Genomic DNA, 20,711 nt, shown 5'->3' with positions numbered 1-20,711 from the left:
AAAAGCAAGGGGATCGTTGTTATGTCAATTCCCTAACAATCTGCTTTAAGAGAGCAGAAAATATCAAAAACTTTTGTTCATAGTGTATAATTCCGAAAAAGGTGTGAATAATTACAAAATTTTCATAACTAAAAATATATCTTTAGACAGAAATAATCTACAAAGACTCAGTTGGTATTCGCAGTTACAACAACTGGGGATCAGTGGGTGCTAGGCTTGGCTAGTGTAATGTAAAATTGTGGCGTAAAGCTCCTCAGCAGTTATGGCTCAAATATTAGATCCTCTACCACCTGAGCAATCGGGAAAAATTCTCTGCTGCTACATTAATGCCACGAGCAAAATACAGGTAGCTCGCATCTCCAATATTCCCAACTGGTATTTTGAAAGGGTTGTTTTCCCTGGACAACGTTTAGTTTTTGAAGCTCCGCGAAAAGGTCAAGTGGAGATTCATACAGGGATGATGGCTAGTGCAATTTTATCCGATAAGATTCCGTGCGATCGCCTGATGCTCGAAGAACCCAGTATAAATGAGTTTGATACAGACTCATCAGATGAAAAAGACCCTTTTAATACCAAATTAATGGTGCAGCAAATTAATACAAAAATCGGAGATACTACAAAACCCTTGCAAATTCTTGGTTTAGCATCGGTTGATTAAAAAAAAACAATTTTATCTAAATTTAAGGGTTGCTAATTTAGCAGCCCTTTTTGTTTACTTTTTGTTTATTATTTATTGGGTATGGGGCATTGCTTATTCTCATTGTCTCCCTCATCTCATCTACAATCATTCTTATGAATCTGCCTTCATTTCTTTGGTTGTGGAAAATAGCCGCCTGGTCTATGGGGTTGTCCCTGTTGGCATATCTAATGTTAGCAGTCACGGGTGTTTGGATGTTTAGGGCGAGAACTTCGCAGCAATTCCCTTTTATTACCCCATTTATGGGCGGAAATAAAGGTGTGCGATCGCTCCACTATACAATGGGCATCAGCATGGTAAGTTTAGTGCTACTATTGCTAGCGATCGGTATTGTTGGCACTTTAGGGCACTTTGGCTCTCTAGGTCACTCATCACACCTAATCGCTGGATTGATAGTGGTAGCACTAGTTTTACTGTCTGCTTTTAGTGCAACCCAAATTAGTGTCAGACGACCTTGGGCTAGACCCTTACATATCGGCGTAAATATTATTTTATTTGTCGGATTTGCCTGGGTATCCCTTACAGGTTGGATTGTAGTACAAAAGTATTTACCGTGAACTGCCATACATCAACTACCAGGGACATAGACCTAACCTACAATGAAGAAAAGCATTGTAATTGAGCCGTGACAGCAAACTCAGCCAATATCTCAGCTTCTATTTTTCGTCTGTCTCCTTTGATTCGGATAACCTTACTGAGTCTATACATAGCACTCACAGTCCCATTACCCTTTTTATCGCAGGTAACAGCTGCACCCGTACCTCCAGAATTATTGTGGATAGGGATTGACATTGGTTTAGTTGCCTTGTACGCGGTATTAACTGAAGAAGTAATAGTAGATGACGAAGGAATTCAGGTTACTTACCCCGCCTGGGTGCCTCGCTTTTTTCGTAAAGGCTGGTCTTTACCTTGGTCAGACGTGAAAGAGTTAAAACCCCGCAGTACTGGGCAAGGAGGGCTAGTTTATTACTTCCTCAGCCAGGATGGGAAAGCTTATTTACTACCGATGCGTGTAGCTGGATTTGCTCGTCTGGTGCAAATTGTCCAAGTAAAGACGAGCATTGACACTACAGATGTTCGTCCTTTAGCGCAGCCCTGGATGTACCTGATTTTACTGGGATGCACACTGCTGCTACTATTGGTCGATGGCTGGGCGATCGCTACAGCCTTAACTACTGCACAATTAACTTAGGTTATTTCTCTGCAATCCCCAGTCCCGTTGAATACAGCAAAAGCCATACTCAGGCTAGAGCAAGTTAATCTGTTTACAAAGCTGAAAACCCAACTTCCCGGCAATCAGCAGGGATATCCCATATTGCAGGATATTTCCTTAGAGATATTCCAGAGCGATGGTTCCGCCAACACCTGCGGCGAACGCATTGCCATTATAGGTCCAGTAGGCGCTGGAAAAACTTCGTTATTACGCCTCATCAACCGCCTAATTGAACCCACAAGTGGTAAACTCTATCTCGACAATCAAGAATATCGCCAAATTCCGGTCATCCAGCTACGGCAGATGCTTGTACTTGTATTGCAAGAGTCAAAGCTGTTGGGGATGACAGTTGGGCAAGCCTTAGCTTATCCTTTAGTTTTGCGTGGTTTGCCCAAACAGACAATTCAGCAACGAGTTAATCATTGGACAGAACAACTGCACATTCCCAATGAATGGTTAGAGCGAACGGAGGTACAACTTTCTGCAGGACAACGACAATTAGTAGCGATCGCTCGTGCCTTAGTTATCCAGCCTAAAGTATTATTATTAGACGAGCCAACCTCTGCCCTCGATGCTGGTACAGCTTCTCATCTAATGCAAGTCTTAATCCAGTTGAGTCAAACTCATCAAACCACGATTCTGATGGTAAATCACCAACTGGAACTAGCCCAGATGTTTTGCACTCGGTTATTACACCTACAACAAGGTCATTTATTCGCAAATCAAACAGCCTCAGAGATAGACTGGATTGAATTACGAAAAAGCCTGATTCAAGCAGCAGCTCAAGACGATTTTGGATTTTAAATTTTGGATGAGACAGGAATCAGGAATCGTTTTCTTACTCCCCCTCACCCCAATGCCCACTTGCTCTGAGCGTTCGCGTAGCGTCTCGTAGAGAAGCCGAAGGGATGCGCCATTCTACACTTGACTACTAGTAAGTGTTGAACGTTGATTATTAAATCTCTCTCTAGCTAACTTTGTTGTCTGTGATTGTGAAATATTGGTATTCAAAATTTCCATGTTAAAACGGTATCCAACATTGCGGATAGTTTGAATCAAATTGGGTTGGCGAGGGTCAAGTTCAACCTTTTTCCGCAGCGATAAAACGTGAGTATCAATGGTACGAGGGTTATCGATAGCGTCAGGCCAAGCACGACGCAGCAATTCCGATCTACTTAGAGGTACTCCTCCAGCTTGTGCTAAAACGTACAGTAAACTGAATTCCTGGGGCGTTAAGTCAATGAACTCCCCTTGGAAGCGGACACGACGCTGAACTAAATCGATTTGCAAAGTGCCATAATCCAAATAAGCTGGTGCAGTAGGTGTGCGCTTCCGGCGAATCAATGCCTCTACCCGTGCCAAAAACTCTTGCATCCCAAAAGGTTTGCTCAGGTAGTCATCTGCACCCGCCTTTAAACCTGCGACTATATCAGCTTCACTATTACGGGCAGATAGCATTAAGATTAGAGGCTGCTGCTGACGATGCAACCAACGACAAAACTCAATGCCATCACCATCAGGCAGGTCTGCATCTAAAACTACCAGTGTTGGTTGATGGCTTAAAAATACTTCCCTTGCTTGATAAATACTGGCAGCTTGATGCACGCGGTATTCCAGTTGTTGCAAGTGCCAACCCAACAACGACCTTAGATGGGGATTCCCCTCAATGATTTCTATACAAACCGAACCCACGGTGGCAAGACCCCTTAGCGTCGATGACTTTCAAAGTAACAAGCCCATCTCTAAGGTTTTGTAGCCTTTGTTACTTCAATTGCGATTAACTTTACATTTCCTAATAAAATAAGTGGCAATATCTTTAATTTATGCCTTGCTGATAGGCGATTAGAAATATTATTAAATTTTTATTAAATTTCTCAAAACTGTTGTTAGACTTATGAAAAGTTCTTTTAAATTAACATTTTGCTTTGAGATGGGTGTAATGTGGCAAATATCTATAACCCAACCAGCTAACAACAACAACAGCTTTTCAACCTGATTAAACCTGATGGCAAAAGTGGATTTTTTCGCAAAAACTTAGTACTCCCATCCGGGAATATAACATCAATACAATTGGGCTGTGATTGTGAAAATCAAAAAAATAACTTAGCAGCTAACTAGAATCGATGTTTTCTGGAATAAGATTAAAGTAGCTTGTAGCTGCTATGAGGGTAATACCCAAAGTAGATGTGTTGACTTTGAGTTTATGCCAAAGTGAAATTACACTTCACTTTTTAGGGTGAATCATTTACAATTCTCATTCCAAAGAGATTAATACAGCAGTTATGCTCCAAGACACACAATCCATCCGCTATTACCAAAGACTCACCGATGCCTTCATCGAGCTATGGAATCGCGGTTATCGCACGGATGATATGCGGATGTATTTGGATGGATATCTAGCCGCACTGCGACATAGCAACGTTATTGAACCTTATCTGATTCACCGCCTAGAAGAGGAAGCCAGCCGCTTCTTGTACGATGGATCAAATTTTGCAGTGCCGCAACCACAGCCACAACCCGATTACTACTAATTACCATTTACTTGGTCATTGATAGTAACCGTTAATTACCGCAGATAATTATAGCATATTATCTGTATTGGTCAACGGGTTGTCGTGGTGTGAAATTTTGGAGATATTGTATTGATTAAACGCATCCCCTCAGCCCTATATTGGTTTTGCCAATTAGACTGAGGGGATTGTTGTCTAGCAATAAAATCAAGTCCAACAAAGAGTATTTTTATCAGAAACCGATTAAAAAACCCTTGAAAGGGGAAAGAAATAGTATCTCTCCTTTCAAGGATATTAAGAATGGCACATTGCCTTGATTGCAAAGCGCAAATTCAGCAGCATACCCTTTAGTTTGGGTAAAGAGAGATTACGAAGCTAATGCTACTTCTACCTTTTCTTGCAATTCACCTTTTTGGTACAGTTCAATCAAGATATCAGAACCGCCAAGGAATTCACCATTGATATATACTTGGGGAATTGTCGGCCAGCTAGAGTATTCTTTAATACCTTGACGAATTTCAGGGTCTGATAGAACGTCAACCGTCTCAAAGGGAACTCCCAAGGTATTGAGAATCTGCACAACGTTGTTAGAGAAACCACATTGGGGCATTAACTTGTTTCCCTTCATGAAAACTAAAATCTTGTTTTCTTGTAGCAAGCTATCAATTTTGTCTTTGAGTTCTGGTGTCATGGTATTTATGTTTCCTATGTTGGATTCAACAGTGAGGAGTGAGAAGTGAGGAGTCAAAATTCATAACTTCTAACTTCTAACTCTTATTTACGAAGCTGCTGTTGCTTGCCAAGCTTCGGGAGTGTATGTTTTCACCGCCAAGGCATGAATCGCTTCAGTTGACATAGCTTGACCCAACGCACCATAAACTAACTGGTGCTGTTGCACTAGTCCTTTACCTGCAAAGTGCGATGAAACTACTGTCACTTGATAGTGGTCGCCGCCACCAGTCAAGTCTTGCACCTGAACCTGTGCGTCTGGCAGTCCCGCCTTGATCATTTCCTCAACCTGTTGCGGACTAATCATCGCAATTCCTGAAAAAACTTACTTTTCTATTATTAACAGATATAGAGCAAATGCCTGTGCCAACTTCAGGCTTTGGCAAGGCTGTAGATACACGCGCTTCTGAGGTGTATTTATTGAGAACGCTCAGGTTTTGGCTGCGGCGGATAGCTCTATCCTAGCACTGGGGCGTTCCCAAGCAGCTGGTTAGGGAAATGTGGGTAGGGAAAAACAGGCAACAAAAATTTAATTTATTTTTTTGGGGATGAAGAGGATGAATTACCACCTTCTCTGGGATAGGGAGAATCAACAAAACCCAACTCAAACAACTGTTTATAGGCTTTCTTGCCTAAATCCCGTGTCGGGTTTTGACTCTTAATTATTTGAACTAACAACGGTACAGCTAATTCTGGCTGATTTTGTGCCCGATGTACCAATGCTAGCTGAAAGGTGGCTTCATCTCGCTTTTGGGCTGTTAATAGAGCTTTTTGACGCTGAGAATCAGAAACTCTGTTGTCAATTCCCGAAAAGCTAGAATTTAACTCTTGATAAAAATTAGATAGCTGATTATAAACTTGACGCGCTTCTTGCAGTTTCTTGGCAGCTAAGGGGTAGTTTTGAGCAGAAACGGCTTGTTCTGCATCTTTTACTAAGCGATCGCCGCCTTCAATGCTCAAAAGGCTGCTATTTTGGGTTATGGGGCGAAGATTATTGGGATCGTTGGGGTCAATCGGTTGTGGTTGGCTGGTAGTGCCTGGTAACTGTGGTACCTGAGCATTCACAGGTGATAGCAGGCTGAGGACTGCTATAACTGATAAAACAGTACGGTGCATCAAGGTAACAGCGACGGCAGTGTTCATGGGATCAATTAGTGCGACAACTATACAAGAGAGTTATGGAAACTTCGGGTATCTTAACTCTGTTTTGGTCTTGGACAAAGCAAAGTTACATCCTAAGTATCTCTGATTTAGACTAAAAATCAGTTTAATAGAGTTCCCATTACCCCTGTATACCAACTAACTTATATCGCTGTGATGAGTGATACCTACGGGAGAGTGCGTCACCATTTGCTTAACTAGTAGCTTTCCTCCCCAATAATTATCTCAGGTTAACTGGGATATTTGGCAGGAGAATTTTCCCAAAGCACTGCTTGAAGTATTTGCGTAGGCATCGCACAAAACTAGTTCAGAATAGCCATGTCTTCAGTCGGCACGTCCCAACTTTTATTTAACTGTCTGACCAAATAGTGAAAATCTTTATCATCAAGCAATTCAGTAGTTTGCAGATAATTAATTTAGCTATTGGCTCAAAAAAATGCCAATTTGGCTAAATATATCATTAATAGAGGGTAATTTATATATATACATCCTCAAAGGTTGCAAAATACCACTAATCTTTTGTGACTTGCTCAGGATGAATATAGCAGTTAGCAATTAGTGTCAAATATTGAAAAGGTTCAGTAAGGTGCAGTTTCTGAATTATGCACGGTCAATGATTATGAGGTTTGACTGTATCAAGAATTAGTAATTTCTGCAAATGCGTGATTAGTAACTTTTGTTTCTTGATGGCTCAATTGTTGCAGTGCCTTTGCTAAATCAGTTGTGATGTTTTTTGCCTCTTGTTTTATACAGCCATTCATGTAATCCGCGACTCTGATTGGGCAGCCAATGTCAATACTCACATCTGTACCCCAATTGGGATAAGGTTGGCTGTAATTAATGCCTATGGGTATAATTTTCACTCCCAACCCGGAATGACTAGATTCAGCACTCAAAGCAAGACGAGCAATTCCTGGCTTCAACTGGTGAACTTGGGCATCACGAAAAATGTTACCTTCTGGAAAGATTACCAGAGTTTTTTGCTGCTGAAGTAGCTCTACTCCATGTCGCAGCGTGCGGATTGACGGATGCTTAGAATTTACAGGAAATCCCCCTAAACGTCGAACAAACCAGCCTTGCAAACCTTGGCATTCGTCAATAGTCACCATAAATCGCAAGTCTTGCTTTCTTAGACAAGCAGTAGCGTAGGGTACAAGCAAGGCATCCCAACGCGCCCGATGTGTAGGCGCAAGGATCACAGGCCCAGTTGTGGGGATATTTTTTTGTCCGGTTATTCTAATTTGTCCAAAGAATAATGGTAATAGGCAGTGACGCCCTAATAAATATGCCAGGGGACTTAACCAATGAGAAACCCTTGAGGTAGTGCTATCTACCTGAGGATTTGCTGGGGTGTGCTGGCAGGTATCGGATGAAGAGTAAAATTCCATCATGACGGATGCAGCTGATTGACGGGTAAAAATTTAACGAAAAGCCTGATTAGTTACACCGTAGATTCTCTTGTGTGACTTGTGTCGTAGTAGATGGACAGTTTTACCTCTGTCCGTTAGCTTACTCTACGCCGCCTAGTAGCAAACCAAGTCTGTAATTGCTGACGACAAGCTGACTCTAGTATGCCTCCGATTACCTGTAAGCGGTGATTGGAAGCAGCGCTGTCGGGTATGTTAATAACTGTACGAATTGCGCCAGTTTTTGTATCGTCTACTCCATATACCAGTAGTCCTAGTCGTGATTGGACGATCGCACCTGCACACATCGGGCAAGGTTCGAGAGTTACATAGAGTGTGCATTCATTAAGATGCCAATTTTGTAAAGTTGTTGCTGCTGTCTTGATAGCGAGAATTTCTGCATGAGCAGTAGGGTCTTTGTCACGCTCTTTTCTGTTTTCTCCTTGTGCTAGCAATTTGCCTGTTGAATCAATGATAACAGCACCTACAGGGACTTCACCTGCATCTCCTGCTGTTTTTGCTAATTCTAGGGCATAACTCATCCATTGTTGATGTATAAGATATTCTGTGTATTTAGTTAGCATATTCTTATCAATATAAAAATTTTAAAATTATGTTCGCTTTTGAACGAGCGAGATAGCGAAATGGGCGGTTAGAAATTGCGTCTACACAAACAAAACCCACCTCCGTGGGTTAAAAAGCATTAATTCCCACGTTAGTCCGCGGAGGTGGTCTACCCTGTGGGTTCGCCAATGGGGTACGTTTGTGGCTAATTTGATTTCTAAATAGCGGCTTGGGCTAAAAGGGGATCGAGTTGACTTTGTGTGTCTAGCTGATATAGGTCATCGCAGCCGCCAATATGCTGGTTATTGATAAAAATTTGTGGTACTGTACGGCGACCGTTGGCGCGTTCTGCCATTTTCGCTCTGGCTGCTGCGTCGCCGTCGATTTTGTATTCAGTGAAATTTACACCTTTCCACCACAGTAGTATTTTGGCACGAATGCAGTAAGGACAAGTTTGCCAGGTGTAAAGTTCGACGTTGGCTTTAACTCGCTCTGGATGGCGATTTAAAAGGGGATTAAGAAAGTCCAGCATATTTTTTTAAGCAAAGTTTTAACTATGTCTCTAGCCTAGAACATTGCTTACCGCATCGGCGCTGGAACCCACTTTTGGAAACCCTCTAAATGATTCCAGTATGACAAATATCCAGTCAATGCCCAAATTAGAGCGGCTACTATCAGCACTGCTACGCCAATTAGCCGCCAAGTTCGGTTAGTTTTCCAATAAAGAGTTGGCGCTGCAAAAATACCGCCTAATCCAGTTAAAATAAAGCCGATTCCCGATAAAAGCGGTTGCTTTGTCAAATTCAAGTTGATGATACGGATACCGACTACGATCGCAACTGCACCAGCAAAGAAACCGTAAATTGCTATTGTCAATAAATCCCAACCTTGAGCAAGAGAAACCGCAGCCGCCACAAACAAGATTCCAAATAACACACTTGTCTCACCGAAGGCAATGTTAAAGCTACCCATCACTGGCCAAGTAAAGCTCATGTGTAAACCAGTTGTGAGTGCGATCGCACCCGTAATTCCAAACCCCGGAATCCACTGTCTTTGATTAGAACTATCTATACCACGATACACATAGTCAGCGAGTAGAAATAACCCAGCTACCATGTTGATTAACATGAGGGTGATGTAGTCGATAAACACGATTTACCTCTGAATTTGACAAGTTATTACTCTGGGCCTCGTTCTTTAGTTTTTGGTGAATCTACCAGCTTTTTTCTTTATTATTTTATACCTAAAGATAGATACTGAAGAAAAGCAATATTCTAGATATACACTGTTAATTATTTGTGCCAATTTTTAACTTAGTTACTTGTGAACAGGTTTTATACTGGAGTAATTATGAGTAAAAAATCAGAATGTGTTAACTGGCACTTTTATAACGAGTTAGCAGTAAAACTTAACTTTCTTCCACGTGTATCCGCCCTTTGGTAGACTTGAAAACTGAAATAGGCAGATGAAACGACGCAAATTCAAGCAGCTGAGAGGGCAAACTCTGTGGAAAATTCACTTGGGTTAGAGATTATTGAAGTAGTTGAGCAAGCCGCGATCGCATCCGCAAAGTGGATGGGTAAAGGCGAAAAAAACATCGCTGACCAGGTAGCTGTGGAAGCTATGCGGGAGCGGATGAATAAAATCTATATGCGCGGTCGCATTGTGATTGGGGAAGGTGAACGCGACGACGCGCCGATGCTATACATCGGGGAAGAAGTTGGTATCTGTACCCAACCAAATGCTAGTAGTTTATGTAACCCTGATGAATTAATCGAAATTGATATCGCTGTTGACCCCTGTGAAGGTACGAACTTGGTAGCTTATGGACAACCTGGTTCGATGGCTGTATTGGCAATTTCTGAAAAGGGTGGATTATTTGCTGCTCCTGACTTTTACATGAAGAAGTTAGCAGCACCTCCCGCAGCTAAGGGCAAAGTAGACATCAACAAGTCAGCAACAGAAAACCTCAAGATTCTCGCTGAGTGTCTAGATCGCTCGATTGAAGAACTTGTGATCGTGGTCATGAAGCGCGAACGCCACAACGATTTAATTAAAGAAATCCGTGAGGCTGGAGCGAGAGTCGCCCTAATTTCAGACGGAGATGTGGGTGCAGCCATCAGCTGTGGTTTTGCTGGAACTAACATCCACGCGCTGATGGGTATCGGTGCGGCTCCTGAAGGTGTAATCTCGGCAGCAGCAATGCGTGCTTTGGGTGGACACTTCCAAGGTCAACTGATTTACGATCCCGCAGTCGTAAAAACAGGTCTGATTGGAGAAAGCAGAGAAGCCAATATTGATCGCTTAAAGTCTATGAATATCAATGACCCCGATAAGGTCTATGATGCTCATGAATTGGCATCTGGTAAAACTGTTCTGTTCGCTGCTTGTGGTATTACCAGTGGTAATCTCATGGAAGGTGTACGTTTCTTTAGCGGCGGAGCTAGAACTCAAAGCTTAGTAATTTCTAACCAATCAAAAACTGCTCGATTTGTTGATACAATTCACATGCTAGGTGAACCCAAGACTCTCCAACTGAACTAATTTTTAGGGAATGGGGAATGGTAAAAGTAGGGGTAAAGCATTTGGAAATAAATATTTCGATAAAACGGAAAAATATTCATTCAAATGCTTCATCCTTACACTAGTTAGTAGTTAGTATTTAGTGATTAGTTATTATTTATTGGTTGGAAAAAGTATCAACCAATAAATAATAATTCCCCATTCCCTATTCTCACTCAATGCCCGATTGCCAACTACCAATTAGTAACTACGATTTAGCAAATGAATATAGCAGTGGTGGGGTTAAGCCATAAAACAGCCCCAGTAGAAGTCCGGGAAAAACTGAGCATTCCAGAACCACAAATTGAAAGTGCGATCGCTCAACTGGCCAGCTATCCCCATATTGACGAAGTTGCAATTCTCAGCACTTGTAACCGCCTCGAAATTTACATTGTTACCAGTGAAGCAGACCAAGGTATCCGAGAAATAACGCAGTTTCTTGCGGAATACAGTAAATTACCCGTGCTTTCTCTGCGACAGCATTTGTTTATGTTGCTACATGATGATGCAGTGATGCACGTTATGCGGGTAGCAGGTGGTTTAGATAGTCTGGTACTCGGAGAAGGTCAAATTCTGGCTCAGGTGAAGACTACTCACAAACTGGGACAGCAATATAGTGGTATAAAAACCATTTTGAATCGATTATTTAAACAAGCGCTGACAGCTGGTAAGCGGGTTCGCACTGAAACTAGTATTGGTACTGGTGCTGTCTCTATCAGTTCGGCTGCTGTGGAATTAGCACAGATAAAAGTGGCCAATTTGGCAGCTTGCCGAGTGGTAATTCTGGGTGCTGGTAAAATGTCGCGGCTGCTGGTGCAACACCTAATTTCTAAAGGTGCTGTGGAAATTAGTATTGTAAATCGCTCTCGCGATCGCGCCCAAGAATTAGCAAAGCAATTCCCTCAGCAACCGATCAATATTCATCCGCTATCGGAAATGATGACTGTAATTGCCGATAGCGATTTGGTGTTTACAAGTACTTCGGCAACAGAGCCAATACTTGACCGTGCCAAATTAGAAATGGTTTTAGAAGTTCAGCGCTCTCTAATGTTATTTGATATTTCTGTGCCGCGTAATGTTCATGCGGATGTAAATGAATTGGAAAACGTGCAGGCGTTTAATGTGGATGATTTAAAGGCTGTAGTAGCGCAAAACTACGAAAGCCGCCGTAAGATTGCACAGGAAGCCGAGCGACTTTTAGAAGAAGAAGTGGAAGCCTTTGATATTTGGTGGCGCAGTCTGGAAACTGTAACTACTATTAGCTGTCTGCGAAATAAAGTCGAAACCATCCGCGAACAAGAGTTAGAAAAAGCTTTGTCGAGATTGGGTTCAGAATTCGCTGAAAAACATCAAGAGGTGATTGAGGCATTAACGCGGGGAATTGTCAATAAAATTTTACATGACCCGATGGTACAGTTGCGATCGCAGCAAGATGTGGAAGCCAGACGGCGCTGTATGCAAACTCTGCAAATGCTGTTCAACCTCGATGCAGAGGAACAGTTTAGTTAAATTAAACAACAAGTAAAATCCCCGACTTCTTAAAGAAGTCGGCGATCTGAGCTTTAAATTAGATATACTTCTAATTAGATAGATGTCTAATTAGAAGTTAGTTATGCAACCAGAGCAATTTAATATCTTACTCCGCTTTTTCAAGGCATTAGCGGATGATAGCCGATTGAAGATAGTAGGTATTTTGGCGAATCAGGAGTGCAGCGTCGAAGAATTAGCGGTACTACTGCAACTTAAGGAACCGACGGTATCCCATCATTTAGCAAAACTTAAAGAGCTAAATTTGGTGACAATGCGTCCCGAAGGTAATAGCCGTCTATATCAATTGGATAGCGAGGCTTTGCAAAGCATTAGTAAGGAAATTTTCACACCTGAGAAAATAGCATCCTTGATTGAGGATGTGGATACTGAAGCTTGGGAAAGCAAAGTGTTGAAAAACTATTTCGAGGACAATCGCCTCAAAGAAATTCCTGCTAGTCGGAAAAAGCGTCTAGTTATTCTTAAGTGGTTAGCAAACCAGTTTGATGTAGGAGTCAACTACCCTGAACGCCTAGTAAATGACATTCTCAAACGCTACCATCTTGACTGCGCCACCCTGCGCCGAGAGTTGATTGCTTGCCAATTAATGCAGCGAGAAAATGGGGTTTATTGGCGTACAACATAGATATGAAAGATGAATAAACCGCACAATCATAGGTTGTATTTTTATGCAGTTAGAAACACAAAAATTTTATTACACACCTGAAGAGTATTTAGAAATTGAAGAAAAAGCAGAGTATAAAAGCGAATACCGTGATGGAGAAATTGTACCAATGACGGGTGGCACTACAAATCATAATAAAATTGCAGGCAACTTTTATGCCTATTTGAAGTTTGGTTTGAGAGGAAAGAATTATGATGTTTATATTGGTGATGTGCGTTTGTGGATACCTCGTTATCGGCAGCATACGTATCTCGATGTAATTGTTCCCTTTGACTTAGGACAAGTAACAGTATCCATTTACTTTTATTTGTTCTAAGTCAAATCACTAAATACATGACATAAACAGAAAGCTAATCGCACTTTATTTTCCCAAATAAGCTTCTAGAACTTTGGGATTAGTTTGAATTTCTGCGGGTGTACCGTCAGCCAAATTCTGCCCTTCAGCAAGTACCCAAACACGATCGCACAAAGACATAACCACATCCATATTGTGTTCAATAATTAAAAAGGTCATCCCGTCTTGGCGGTTCCAAGTGATAATGCGATCGCAAATATCATCAATCAGTTTCGGATTCACCCCAGCTGCTGGTTCATCCAACAAAATTAACTTGGGATTAGTCATCAGCGCTCGTCCCATTTCTAGCAGCTTGCGTTGTCCACCAGACAAGCAACCAGCATAATCGTGTGCTTTTTTTGCCAAGCCCACTGATTCCAATAAATACATTGCTCGCTCTTGCAATTGCTTTTCTTCCTTAGCAACGATGTGCGGTTGCAACTGTACTTGCCAAAAATTTTCACCCGTTTGTTTTTGCGCCGCCAGCAGCATATTTTCTAACACCGATAACCGCGAGAGAGTCCGTGCAACCTGAAAGGTGCGGATCACACCCTGCTGGGCGATTTGATATGGTTGCAAATTGTGAATCGGTTCGCCGTCAAAAATCACTCGTCCCTTATCGGGGCGAATGAAGTTTGAGAGTAAGTTAAATAAAGTAGTTTTACCAGCACCATTGGGGCCAATCAAGCCCGTAATACTGCCTTTAGCAACTTCGATTCTTGCCTCATTAACTGCTTTGACTCCACCAAAGCTTTTAGAAAGTCCAGTGGCTGCCAAAAGGGGAAGTGGGGATGAATAGTTATTTACCAAGGGTGAGTTCCTCTTTTTTCCCTAAGATACCTTGAGGACGCCAAATCATCAGTACCATCAAAATTAATCCGATTACCATGATGCGAAATGCGCCCAAACGTGCTTCATCAAGGGAAACGATTCTGGGCAAGACTTCCCGCGTCAGCGCATCGTAAGCAAAGAAAATTACCGCACCTACGATTGTGCCGACATTATTCCCAGAACCGCCTAAAATCACCATAATCCAAGTGTCAAAAGTGATCTGCGGTTGAAAATTATCGGGGTAAATGGCGCTGAGTTGCCAAGCGAAGAAAGCACCAGCGATACCCGCGATCGCACCTCCAAGCATGAGAGATTGTAGTTTATACCAAAAGACATTTTTTCCCAGCGCTTTGGGAATTTCTTCATCTTCGCGGATGGCTTTGAGAATTCTACCCCAAGGCGATCGCACCAAAATTTCTAAGCGCCAGTATACAAATGCTAAAACCAGCAGCAACACCAGCATTAAACCCGCTTTTGGGTTGTAATTATACAGTCCGATTACCCCAGAAATATAAATCGCTGCCGCTAAAACTGCTAAGACAATTCCCACACCCAAGCGGGATATAAATTCTTGCTTGCTAGTCGTCCTTTTGCCCAAATCAGTAGTCCGAGATATTTGAGTGGTACGAATCCATCGCCACAAAGTAAAGAAAGTTACAGCAGCTAGCAGGGTTAAAAGCCCAATCATTACTAATCTGACAAACAAACTTGGCTCTGTAGATAGGGGTATGGGATAACTTTGGACACCAAACGCCCCAGAAATCCAAGTATCACCCACAGGTAATTCCTGATTGTTTACCACCAAACGAATTAATTCGCCTGTACCAATGGTGACAATTCCTAGATAATCTTCCCGTAAGCGTAGAGTTACAAAACCAATTATCAAACCCAACAAGGCAGCGACAATTGCCCCAGCCAGTGCCGATATCAGTAGGGGAACACCCTTTAGACTTAACAATACCGTTGTATATGCTCCCAGAGTCATGAAAGCAATATGACCAAAGTTAATTAATCCCGTAAAGCCCCACTGTAAATTGAGTCCTAGTGCGAATAGAGCAAAAAGTGCTGTAGAAATTGCCAAGAAAATTAGATAGTCAACCATATCAAATTATTTGGGCATTGGTCATTGGTCATTGGTCATTGGTCATTGGTCATTAATATATCCTCCCCTGCCTCCCCTGCCTCCCCTGCCCCTCTGCCCCCCTCACCGGGCGAATAAATTTTAGCGTAGCTTGAGCGTAGCTAATTTTATGGGAATACTATTTATTGTTGGTATTTGTTGGTAGGGAATAATTGACGTATGAATTTGTTGCGACTTAGAATGCATCACTTAATCGAGCAATTAGGCGATGACGATTTGCAAGACATTTGGAACGTTCTCGAAGCTCTACATTATGACTTTTATATGCTCAAAGCGATACAAAAAGTCAAGCGATCGCAGCACCCGTGGGATATTTTAACCCATGAAGAAGCGGTAAGACTGTTGATGTTTTTCTGATTCAGCAGCGCTTTTGAGCTAGTGCCAGTGGCCCCTCAAGTTTTGGTGAAGGTAACGCCCAGTGAGTCTGGAAATGCGCTATGCCAGGTCTTTTTTGCTAGACCTGAAGAATTTAGAACCTGCCGCCTACGAGCGGGTGCATGATTTTGTCTTTATTGAGTTAGCCCAAAAGTGGCAATTGAGCGATTTAAAAGAACTGCGACAGCTTGATAGTGAAGGCATTTTTCACCGCTTCACCCTAGATAATTATCTAATTGGTATAGAAATTAGGGGTGAAATTGTGAAATTTCTGCGTGTCATCCCTATGCCAGATGTTTAAAGGAGGAGTTAAGGGAACACTGAAAACTGTAAACTGTATAAGGCTAGGCAGGGATCGCTATAACCTTACATTAAACTGGTTTTTGAAAAACACTTTATTTGAGATTTCCCTATGGATGCTAGGGCACTTTGGCAACGATACCAAAACTGGTTATATTTCCACGAGGGATTGGGGCTGTACTTAGACGTGAGTCGGATACGGTTCGATGATGCCTTTGTGGAATCGTTGCAGCCGAAGTTTGACAAGGCGTTTGCGGATATGGCTGAACTAGAGAAGGGTGCGATCGCAAATCCCGACGAGAACCGCATGGTTGGACACTACTGGTTGCGAAATCCTGATTTAGCACCAGCTCCAGAACTTACACAAGAAATAGTTCAAACTCTAGAACAAATCGAAGCTTTTGCAGAAAAAGTCCAAACAGGTGCTATCCATCCTCCCAGAGCAAGCCGATTCACGGATATTATCTCCATCGGCATTGGTGGTTCCGCTCTTGGTCCCCAATTCGTCGCGGAAGCTCTCGCTCCTGATTTCCCGCCCCTGAAAATTCACTTTATCGATAACAACGATCCCGCAGGTATCGATCGCGTTATCAATCATCTCCGAAATAGCCTCTCCAGCACTTTGGTTTTGGTAATCTCCAAATCTGGGGGAACGCCGGAACCTCGCAACGGCATGATTGAAGTTAAAAAAGCTTACGCCGGACACAATTTGGAGTTTGCCCAATATGCGGTAGCAATTACCAGCGTTGATAGCAACCTCGATAAGCTGGCCAAAGATGAAGGCTGGCTGGCGAGATTTCCGATGTATGACTGGGTAGGCGGACGCACCTCAGAAATGTCTGCTGTGGGGCTAGTACCAGCGGCATTACAAGGCATTGATGTTCGCGCTATCCTAGATGGCGCCAAAGAGATGGATGACGCTACCCGCATCCCAAATGTGAAAAATAACCCAGCAGCCTTGCTTGCTTTGTCTTGGTACTTTGCAGGTAACGGAAAGGGCGAAAAAGATATGGTTGTTCTACCTTACAAGGACAGCTTATTTTTATTCAGTCGCTATTTGCAACAGCTGGTGATGGAATCCTTGGGCAAGGAGAAAGACTTAGACGGCAACGTTGTCCATCAAGGTATCGCCGTTTACGGTAACAAAGGCTCAACAGATCAACACGCTTATGTCCAGCAGTTACGCGAGGGTGTAGCGAATTTCTTTGCTACCTTCATCGAAGTGTTGGAAGATCGTCAAGGCCCATCCACTGAAATAGATCCAGGAGTTACATCAGGCGATTATCTTTCCGGTTTTCTCCAAGGAACCCGACAAGCGCTTTATGAAAATCATCGCGATTCAATTACAGTCACGATTCCCCAAGTTAATCCCCGAATTGTAGGGGCATTAATTGCTTTGTACGAACGTGCTGTTGGTTTATATGCTAGTTTGGTCAACGTCAACGCCTACCATCAACCAGGAGTAGAAGCTGGCAAAAAAGCTGCCGCCTCCATTCTCGATTTACAAACACGAGTAGTAGCAGTGCTACAAAAAGAAAAAACTCCCCTTACTCTTGACGAACTCGCAAAGAAGGCAGGCGCATCAGACCAAGTTGAGGCAATTTACAAGATTTTGCGTCACATCCATGCCAATCAGCGGGGTGTAGTTTTACAAGGCGATCTTCAGAAACCCGGTAGTTTGACCGTTTCTGCTAGCTGATAGCTCTAATCTAAATCTCAGATTTTGTCCAGAATTGTTGTCTCAACAATTTTTTATTGTGAAGCATCCTAAATAGAAGATATATCTTCTGTCTAGGATGCTTCACTGTATAATTCGTAATACTTCTCTACGAGAGGCTGCGCCAACGGCTACGCTCAGTACAAGTTCGTAATTCGTAATTAAGTTTTATCACTCAATACTGTTTCGTCTAAGTATTGCTTTTTTCCCTTCCTTTGCCTAATTACGAATTATTTTAATTATGAATTGCCATCAGGCGTTGATTAAAGTAACTCTTAGGTAAAAAACAGCGATCGGGTAAAAAAGGATTGTTAAGATTTTGACATAAGAAAGTACTGGGTTTATCCCGATGACAAAATGGTGGCACAATTCCCCAGTGTTCTGCTAGCCAAATCCAGTATCCTATTTCAATTCTGCCGTAGCTTGAGACCGTGAGAATCTCTCCAACGCTATTGTTAATAGATACTAAATCTGATGATGATTTGATGTCAATTAATAGCCAAGCTAACTCATCTACAGAAAAGTAATAGCCGTTTTCGGCAGCGATATCAACAAACTGCTGTGGATCTTTAGCTATTAGCAATTCTTCTTTGAGAGATGGCGTTTTTTGTGCAAAATCAAAAAGATCCCAAATCTGTCTTCTCGTAACTAGAAACCAAGCGAGTTCTTCTGCGGTCAAATTGTAACCATTTTCTCTTGCTAACTTGAGAAATGGCTCAAGGCTATCAGTTTCTGCTAGTTGACTTTTTAACTGGAAAGTTTGCTCTACTAATGACAAGAAATCAATAATTTTTTGCCATGTAACTTTGTCAAATTTTTTGTTAGCTTTTATTTTTTCTTTCCAATAGATGTATTTATCTTCTTTAAGAAAGAAATTCCAAATTTGATAATACATGGGTCATTTTGCCTAAGCTTTAAACTTGGTAGATTGTTTGTGATTAATTAACATCAGTGTAGTAAGTATAATGTGTTTCTTCGACAGTACTAAACTCTTATATCATGTAAATGAAGTTACACAGTGGCTAAGTATAAATTTTCTGTAAAGTTTGTCACTATGAATAATATATACTGAGGAAAGATGAAAGATTGCGATAGTTGCAGTGGACTACGATTAGGCTCATTATTGATTCTCATAAAATAAAATTAAGTCAATAGATAGTATTAATTATTCATGAATGAATCAACTGCACAAAACCTGCACTTCAGTTATTTTTAAACGAACCGCCTTTCCTTCGGAACGCTACGCGAACGCGCAGCGTCTCGGAGAGAAGACGCAGAGAACGCAGAGAAAAGAAAAGATATAGATTGTACTATCTTTAGTTAATAAGTAAATTGCGAAGAAAGTAAAAGCGATAACTATGGCTGACTACGCCTACGTACTTCAGTTATTTTTAAACGAACCGCAAAGAGCACGAAGGGAAGAAAAGAGATATATTTTGCTACATTTAGTTAATAGGTAAATCGCGGAGAAAGTAAAAGCGATCGCTCTTCCAATCACTACCCTTAATTCGCCCCAAATAGCCTGTTAATGGTGAAGAAAGTTCAATCAGAATTTCGTGCATTTCTGGTGTTTTTATTGGCTGTGGTGGATTTGAGCCAAAATACGCACCATGTAGAGATTCAACACCAGCAGATTCTATACCTGAGTTTTCTAAATAGTTTTTGACAAGCTGAACAATGTGCGATCGCAATTTAATGTCTCTCTCAGCTTTATCAATATATTCATTAATTCTATAGTCAATTTGCCCAGGTTCTAGATATTGCTGTAATTCGACTAAATTAATAGCACCTGGATATTTGGCTTTGAATTCAACTAACTTTTGTAAAGTCATAGCATTAATAATACTTACTTTCCATTTTTGCGCGGCTTTTAGTATATCCGTAGATGGATTACCTGAACCAATTACTAATTTTGCCGAATCAAGAAATTGATCAGCACCTAAATGCATTCCGCCTAGCTTAATTAATTCCTCAACTGTACCGCTAGGAATAAGCCTACCCGCTTTACACTCGCAAACAATAGGGTAAGGTTTTGAACAAAATAAATCTAAGCCTCCAGCGCCACCTTTGTAGGCATTTTCAACTTTGAATCCTAAAAACTCTAAACTTTGACGTGCGATGTTTTCAAAATCTGTACCAGCTTGGTAGTTGCTTTTTTTCTCCTCTAGCTCAATACTGCGATCGCCTAATTTTGCAATATCATTTATCCAAGCTAAATTTGAGTCGGGTTGCGTAATTAGCTTGTCACTACTCCAACCCAAAAATGCTTTGATATCGTCGTCTAATTGTTTAGCTGCTGGTTGGCTAATGGTTAGGGATGCGATCGCACTCTGCAATTCTTCCAATTGAGGGTGTAGTGGTGGTTGTCGATTTTCTAGTTGATGCTTGCGTTGGGCGAAGGTGCGATCGTTTAATACGGGTCTGACTTCGGAAATAGTTAAAGGCTCTCCTAAGTAAACAAATTGGCTGTTTACTTTTATAGAGAGTGTAATTAGTTTGGACAACTGATAAACGCGCAAGTATAACAAAAAAATATTATGTCTTTGCGTTAATATTTCTTGTAATGCTTCTGTAGTCCAAATTGTTAGCGGTGATAAAGCAGACAATGATTCAGTATTATGTAGAGGTTCACACTTTTCACACCTTACCCAGGCTTTAACTGATATAGTTTCAGCACTTACTTGGGTAAGAGCAGTTTTAGCAGTAGCCAAGAAACTTGAGTGATAGTACTGCTCGACTGGCAGTATATTAATTGAAGCATTCGTTGGATAAAGGGCAAATTGACGCTCTGGAACAATATAATTTTTGCACATTGCGACAATCGCTCGTCCTTGAATTAATGCCTCAATATCTGGTGCAGGTAAGCAAATAGCAGTATTAATAACAGAATTATTCATTATTGCTGAAAAATCCAAACATTGCGGCTAAAAAACCAAGTCTACCTGTACGGGCTTGGTTT

General features: G+C 41.7%; 23 protein-coding genes and 1 pseudogene. 12 read left to right on the top strand and 12 right to left on the bottom strand.

The genetic code is table 11. From position 1 onward, the window contains the following. Positions 1 to 262 precede the first annotated feature (262 nt). The 4 genes from V7K44_RS26785 (at position 263) to V7K44_RS26770 (ending at position 2,714) form a co-directional block, all read left to right on the top strand. Positions 263 to 658, top strand: coding sequence for a DUF1830 domain-containing protein (locus tag V7K44_RS26785; RefSeq protein WP_334936059.1), 396 nt, complete (start codon positions 263 to 265; stop codon positions 656 to 658). A gap of 134 nt (positions 659 to 792) precedes the next feature. Beyond that, a complete protein-coding gene (locus V7K44_RS26780; protein WP_334936057.1) occupies positions 793 to 1,254 on the top strand; it encodes a DUF4079 domain-containing protein in 462 nt (153 codons plus the stop codon). 68 nt (positions 1,255 to 1,322) lie between these two features. Continuing rightward, positions 1,323 to 1,889 (top strand): hypothetical protein, encoded by a 567-nt coding sequence (locus tag V7K44_RS26775; RefSeq protein WP_334936055.1) that lies wholly within the window; start codon positions 1,323 to 1,325, stop codon positions 1,887 to 1,889. A 27-nt stretch (positions 1,890 to 1,916) separates the two neighbouring features. Next, positions 1,917 to 2,714, top strand: coding sequence for an ABC transporter ATP-binding protein (locus tag V7K44_RS26770; RefSeq protein ID WP_334936053.1), 798 nt, complete (start codon positions 1,917 to 1,919; stop codon positions 2,712 to 2,714). Between the two features lie 114 nt (positions 2,715 to 2,828). Here V7K44_RS26770 and V7K44_RS26765 read toward each other — a convergent pair whose 3' ends face one another. Then, the gene (locus tag V7K44_RS26765; RefSeq protein ID WP_094349507.1) at positions 2,829 to 3,602 is read right to left on the bottom strand and encodes a response regulator transcription factor; all 774 of its coding nucleotides are present in this window, start codon (positions 3,600 to 3,602) and stop codon (positions 2,829 to 2,831) included. Positions 3,603 to 4,192: 590 nt separating this feature from the next. Here V7K44_RS26765 and V7K44_RS26760 point away from each other — a divergent pair. Then, a complete protein-coding gene (locus V7K44_RS26760; protein WP_334936051.1) occupies positions 4,193 to 4,441 on the top strand; it encodes a DUF6761 family protein in 249 nt (82 codons plus the stop codon). A 346-nt stretch (positions 4,442 to 4,787) separates the two neighbouring features. Here the strand turns inward: V7K44_RS26760 and grxD are convergent, their stop codons facing one another. The 7 genes from grxD to V7K44_RS26725 form a co-directional block, all read right to left on the bottom strand. Then, entirely contained in the window at positions 4,788 to 5,111 is a 324-nt protein-coding gene (gene grxD / locus V7K44_RS26755; protein WP_094349509.1) for a Grx4 family monothiol glutaredoxin, read from the bottom strand. An 87-nt stretch (positions 5,112 to 5,198) separates the two neighbouring features. Then, positions 5,199 to 5,456: a BolA family protein gene (locus V7K44_RS26750; RefSeq protein ID WP_094349510.1), complete on the bottom strand. Its 258-nt coding sequence runs from the start codon at positions 5,454 to 5,456 to the stop codon at positions 5,199 to 5,201. A 227-nt stretch (positions 5,457 to 5,683) separates the two neighbouring features. After that, a complete protein-coding gene (locus V7K44_RS26745; RefSeq protein ID WP_334936049.1) occupies positions 5,684 to 6,292 on the bottom strand; it encodes a hypothetical protein in 609 nt (202 codons plus the stop codon). A gap of 653 nt (positions 6,293 to 6,945) precedes the next feature. Continuing rightward, positions 6,946 to 7,701 (bottom strand): lysophospholipid acyltransferase family protein, encoded by a 756-nt coding sequence (locus V7K44_RS26740; protein WP_334936047.1) that lies wholly within the window; start codon positions 7,699 to 7,701, stop codon positions 6,946 to 6,948. Positions 7,702 to 7,814: 113 nt separating this feature from the next. Next, entirely contained in the window at positions 7,815 to 8,300 is a 486-nt protein-coding gene (gene tadA, locus V7K44_RS26735; protein WP_334936045.1) for a tRNA adenosine(34) deaminase TadA, read from the bottom strand. Between the two features lie 197 nt (positions 8,301 to 8,497). Further along, on the bottom strand, positions 8,498 to 8,812 hold the full coding sequence (grxC, locus tag V7K44_RS26730; protein WP_094349514.1) for a glutaredoxin 3: 315 nt from the start codon (positions 8,810 to 8,812) through the stop codon (positions 8,498 to 8,500). Between the two features lie 47 nt (positions 8,813 to 8,859). Next, the gene (locus V7K44_RS26725; RefSeq protein WP_334936043.1) at positions 8,860 to 9,432 is read right to left on the bottom strand and encodes a DUF981 family protein; all 573 of its coding nucleotides are present in this window, start codon (positions 9,430 to 9,432) and stop codon (positions 8,860 to 8,862) included. Positions 9,433 to 9,786: 354 nt separating this feature from the next. Between V7K44_RS26725 and glpX the strand changes: the two genes are divergently transcribed. The 4 genes and pseudogenes from glpX to V7K44_RS26705 all read left to right on the top strand — a co-directional run. Beyond that, the gene (glpX, locus tag V7K44_RS26720; protein WP_334936041.1) at positions 9,787 to 10,824 is read left to right on the top strand and encodes a class II fructose-bisphosphatase; all 1,038 of its coding nucleotides are present in this window, start codon (positions 9,787 to 9,789) and stop codon (positions 10,822 to 10,824) included. Between the two features lie 240 nt (positions 10,825 to 11,064). Beyond that, a complete protein-coding gene (locus tag V7K44_RS26715; protein WP_334936037.1) occupies positions 11,065 to 12,351 on the top strand; it encodes a glutamyl-tRNA reductase in 1,287 nt (428 codons plus the stop codon). A gap of 103 nt (positions 12,352 to 12,454) precedes the next feature. Continuing rightward, positions 12,455 to 13,015, top strand: a complete 561-nt coding sequence (locus V7K44_RS26710; RefSeq protein ID WP_334936035.1) for a DUF2087 domain-containing protein — start codon at positions 12,455 to 12,457, stop codon at positions 13,013 to 13,015. A gap of 43 nt (positions 13,016 to 13,058) precedes the next feature. After that, positions 13,059 to 13,319: pseudogene (locus tag V7K44_RS26705) on the top strand (Uma2 family endonuclease); the annotation flags it as partial. A 96-nt stretch (positions 13,320 to 13,415) separates the two neighbouring features. Here the strand turns inward: V7K44_RS26705 and V7K44_RS26700 are convergent. Both V7K44_RS26700 and V7K44_RS26695 read right to left on the bottom strand, forming a co-directional pair. After that, positions 13,416 to 14,198: an ABC transporter ATP-binding protein gene (locus V7K44_RS26700; protein ID WP_334936033.1), complete on the bottom strand. Its 783-nt coding sequence runs from the start codon at positions 14,196 to 14,198 to the stop codon at positions 13,416 to 13,418. Then, a complete protein-coding gene (locus tag V7K44_RS26695) occupies positions 14,188 to 15,321 on the bottom strand; it encodes a branched-chain amino acid ABC transporter permease (protein WP_334936031.1) in 1,134 nt (377 codons plus the stop codon). Before V7K44_RS26695 ends, V7K44_RS26700 begins: the two co-directional genes overlap by 11 nt. A gap of 198 nt (positions 15,322 to 15,519) precedes the next feature. Here V7K44_RS26695 and V7K44_RS26690 point away from each other — a divergent pair, with 198 nt between their 5' ends. From V7K44_RS26690 to V7K44_RS26680, 3 genes are all read left to right on the top strand, one after another. Further along, positions 15,520 to 15,717 (top strand): hypothetical protein, encoded by a 198-nt coding sequence (locus tag V7K44_RS26690; RefSeq protein ID WP_334936029.1) that lies wholly within the window; start codon positions 15,520 to 15,522, stop codon positions 15,715 to 15,717. 61 nt (positions 15,718 to 15,778) lie between these two features. Further along, entirely contained in the window at positions 15,779 to 16,036 is a 258-nt protein-coding gene (locus V7K44_RS26685) for a cytotoxic translational repressor of toxin-antitoxin stability system (RefSeq protein ID WP_251959737.1), read from the top strand. 111 nt (positions 16,037 to 16,147) lie between these two features. Continuing rightward, positions 16,148 to 17,734 carry a glucose-6-phosphate isomerase gene (locus V7K44_RS26680; protein WP_334936027.1) on the top strand — a complete coding sequence of 529 codons (1,587 nt, stop codon included), beginning with the start codon at positions 16,148 to 16,150 and terminating at the stop codon, positions 17,732 to 17,734. A 253-nt stretch (positions 17,735 to 17,987) separates the two neighbouring features. Here the strand turns inward: V7K44_RS26680 and V7K44_RS26675 are convergent, their stop codons facing one another. Together V7K44_RS26675 and V7K44_RS26670 are read right to left on the bottom strand one after the other, a co-directional pair. After that, positions 17,988 to 18,647 (bottom strand): Nif11-like leader peptide family natural product precursor, encoded by a 660-nt coding sequence (locus tag V7K44_RS26675; protein ID WP_334936025.1) that lies wholly within the window; start codon positions 18,645 to 18,647, stop codon positions 17,988 to 17,990. 550 nt (positions 18,648 to 19,197) lie between these two features. Continuing rightward, positions 19,198 to 20,649 (bottom strand): DUF1802 family protein, encoded by a 1,452-nt coding sequence (locus tag V7K44_RS26670; RefSeq protein ID WP_334936023.1) that lies wholly within the window; start codon positions 20,647 to 20,649, stop codon positions 19,198 to 19,200. Between the last annotated feature and the right edge of the window lie 62 nt (positions 20,650 to 20,711).

It is taken from the genome of Nostoc sp. (assembly GCF_036917235.1).
Classification (GTDB): domain Bacteria; phylum Cyanobacteriota; class Cyanobacteriia; order Cyanobacteriales; family Nostocaceae; genus Nostoc.
Note: the sequence above shows the minus strand (reverse complement) of the source record. Positions and strands in the feature narration are given on the sequence as shown.

What these genes read in the sequence shown, in the direction of transcription:
- V7K44_RS26785 (WP_334936059.1), top strand. Translation starts at nt 263, where the DNA reads ATGGCTCAAATATTAGATCCTCTACCACCTGAGCAATCGGGAAAAATT.
- V7K44_RS26780 (WP_334936057.1), top strand. Translation starts at nt 793, where the DNA reads ATGAATCTGCCTTCATTTCTTTGGTTGTGGAAAATAGCCGCCTGGTCT.
- V7K44_RS26760 (WP_334936051.1), top strand. Translation starts at nt 4,193, where the DNA reads ATGCTCCAAGACACACAATCCATCCGCTATTACCAAAGACTCACCGAT.
- grxD (WP_094349509.1), bottom strand. Translation starts at nt 5,111, where the DNA reads ATGACACCAGAACTCAAAGACAAAATTGATAGCTTGCTACAAGAAAAC.
- V7K44_RS26750 (WP_094349510.1), bottom strand. Translation starts at nt 5,456, where the DNA reads ATGATTAGTCCGCAACAGGTTGAGGAAATGATCAAGGCGGGACTGCCA.
- V7K44_RS26745 (WP_334936049.1), bottom strand. Translation starts at nt 6,292, where the DNA reads ATGAACACTGCCGTCGCTGTTACCTTGATGCACCGTACTGTTTTATCA.
- V7K44_RS26740 (WP_334936047.1), bottom strand. Translation starts at nt 7,701, where the DNA reads ATGATGGAATTTTACTCTTCATCCGATACCTGCCAGCACACCCCAGCA.
- tadA (WP_334936045.1), bottom strand. Translation starts at nt 8,300, where the DNA reads ATGCTAACTAAATACACAGAATATCTTATACATCAACAATGGATGAGT.
- grxC (WP_094349514.1), bottom strand. Translation starts at nt 8,812, where the DNA reads ATGCTGGACTTTCTTAATCCCCTTTTAAATCGCCATCCAGAGCGAGTT.
- V7K44_RS26715 (WP_334936037.1), top strand. Translation starts at nt 11,065, where the DNA reads ATGAATATAGCAGTGGTGGGGTTAAGCCATAAAACAGCCCCAGTAGAA.
- V7K44_RS26710 (WP_334936035.1), top strand. Translation starts at nt 12,455, where the DNA reads ATGCAACCAGAGCAATTTAATATCTTACTCCGCTTTTTCAAGGCATTA.
- V7K44_RS26695 (WP_334936031.1), bottom strand. Translation starts at nt 15,321, where the DNA reads ATGGTTGACTATCTAATTTTCTTGGCAATTTCTACAGCACTTTTTGCT.
- V7K44_RS26690 (WP_334936029.1), top strand. Translation starts at nt 15,520, where the DNA reads ATGAATTTGTTGCGACTTAGAATGCATCACTTAATCGAGCAATTAGGC.
- V7K44_RS26680 (WP_334936027.1), top strand. Translation starts at nt 16,148, where the DNA reads ATGGATGCTAGGGCACTTTGGCAACGATACCAAAACTGGTTATATTTC.
- V7K44_RS26675 (WP_334936025.1), bottom strand. Translation starts at nt 18,647, where the DNA reads ATGTATTATCAAATTTGGAATTTCTTTCTTAAAGAAGATAAATACATC.
- V7K44_RS26670 (WP_334936023.1), bottom strand. Translation starts at nt 20,649, where the DNA reads ATGAATAATTCTGTTATTAATACTGCTATTTGCTTACCTGCACCAGAT.